We start from the raw sequence: 1,603 nt of genomic DNA, 5'->3' as shown, positions 1-1,603 counted from the left end.
GGCCCTGAAACGGGCCGCGGAAGTCGGCGATGGCTGGGTCATCGCGAAGAACCGGGACACCATCACCCGCTCCGAACTCGAAGGCATCAGCCCATGGGAGGGCCTCAAGCGTCTCTCCCACGAACTCGACGTCCCCGAACTCGGCGCGCCGGCCGACATCATCGCGATCGCCGGCGAGGAGGGCGCAGCCGTCGGCGACACCCTCGGCGCGCAGGCCAAGTCGCTCTCCGGCGCCCTGGTAACCAAAGCGAAGGCACAGGCCAACATGGCCTCCGAAAAAATGGTGATGCCCGTCGCGATGCTCGTCCTGATCATGACCGTATACATCGGCTATCCCGCGATCGCGCGGATCATGGCCAGCTAACTCCCTGAAGAGACAAGGAAATCCACGATGGGCAACGACCCCAACTTCACCTTTCTGAAGACCTTCTTCAGCGCCCGGATCGAGCGGCTGCGCAACGTCCGCGACGACCGAGGCTCCGTCTCCATCGAGACGATGATGATCGTCGCGGGCCTCGTCGTCGTCGCCGCGATCGCCGCCGGCGTCATCCTCACCAAGGTCAACGAGAAGGCCAACGAGATCAAGTGATCCGCCTTCGCCGGACTCTCCGCCGTTGGTCCCGCGCGCTCGCCGAGCGCGACGCGCGGGACCGCGGAGCCGTGTCCCTGGAGATGCTCATCGTCTTCCCTGTCGTGCTGCTGATCATCCTGCTGGTCGTACACGTCGGCCTGTGGTGGCACGCGCGCAATGTGGCGATGTCCGCCGCACAGCTGGGAGTTGAGTCCGCCCGAGTACGAGGAGCGTCCGCAGGGACCGGCACCGCCGAGGCCAGGGAGTTCCTCTCCAGGGCCGGCGGCAGCATCTCCGGCACGTCCGTCAGCGGGAGCAAGGGAGCGACGGTGACCATCCGTGTCACCGGCTACGTCGACACGATGATCCCCGGCCTGAAACTGAAGATCGACCAGCACGCCGACGCGGCCGCCGAGCGCATCACGGAGGCCCGGTGACCATCGCCGAAAGACTCCGCGACGACCGCGGCGCACTGTCGCTGGAAGCGGTCATCCTCTTTCCCGTCCTCATTCTGGTACTGCTGCTGGTCATCGCGTTCGGCCGGATCGGGTCCGCCGGCAACGCCGTCGACACCGCAGCCCGCAACGCAGCGCGCGCAGCCTCGCTGGAACGCACCGGCGGTGCCGCCAGCTCCGCCGGATCGGAAATGGCGCGCAACGTGCTCAGCCAGCAGGGACTGCAGTGCACGTCCACCTCGATATCCGTCTCCACCGGCGGGTTCGCCGCGCCGATCGGTGAGCCCGCCTCGACCACCGCCACGGTGACCTGCGTGGTGCGGCTCTCGGATATCGGATTGCCCGGACTGCCCGGATCCAAGACTCTGACCAGCAGCTTTACCTCGTCAATCGACTCCTACCGCCAGCGCGGCTGACAGGACCACCGCATGCCACCCGCCCGCTTCGCCCTCACCCACCGGATCCGTCGCGCCCTCCGCAACGACCGGGGTGCGATGAGCGTGTTCGCCCTCGTGACCATCGTGGCGCTCTCCGCCGTGGCCGCGCTCGTCTACGACGGCGCCGGCAGGCTGCGAGC

4 protein-coding genes are annotated in these 1,603 nt (G+C 67.6%); all 4 read left to right on the top strand.

What is annotated here, in order from left to right:
* Positions 1–364 (top strand): type II secretion system F family protein (locus ABZ281_RS48735; RefSeq protein WP_356665211.1); only part of this gene is annotated, 364 nt, incomplete at its 5' end.
* 27 nt (positions 365–391) lie between these two features.
* A complete protein-coding gene (locus ABZ281_RS48730; protein ID WP_356665209.1) occupies positions 392–589 on the top strand; it encodes a hypothetical protein in 198 nt (65 codons plus the stop codon).
* Positions 586–1,008: a TadE/TadG family type IV pilus assembly protein gene (locus ABZ281_RS48725; RefSeq protein ID WP_356665207.1), complete on the top strand. Its 423-nt coding sequence runs from the start codon at positions 586–588 to the stop codon at positions 1,006–1,008. Before ABZ281_RS48730 ends, ABZ281_RS48725 begins: the two co-directional genes overlap by 4 nt.
* On the top strand, positions 1,005–1,442 hold the full coding sequence (locus tag ABZ281_RS48720) for a TadE/TadG family type IV pilus assembly protein (RefSeq protein ID WP_356665205.1): 438 nt from the start codon (positions 1,005–1,007) through the stop codon (positions 1,440–1,442). The genes ABZ281_RS48725 and ABZ281_RS48720 overlap by 4 nt, the downstream gene beginning before the upstream one ends.
* The last annotated feature ends 161 nt before the right edge of the window (positions 1,443–1,603 follow it).

The sequence above is a fragment of the Streptomyces sp. NPDC006265 genome (assembly GCF_040613555.1).
Classification (GTDB): domain Bacteria; phylum Actinomycetota; class Actinomycetes; order Streptomycetales; family Streptomycetaceae; genus Streptomyces.
Note: the sequence above shows the minus strand (reverse complement) of the source record. Positions and strands in the feature narration are given on the sequence as shown.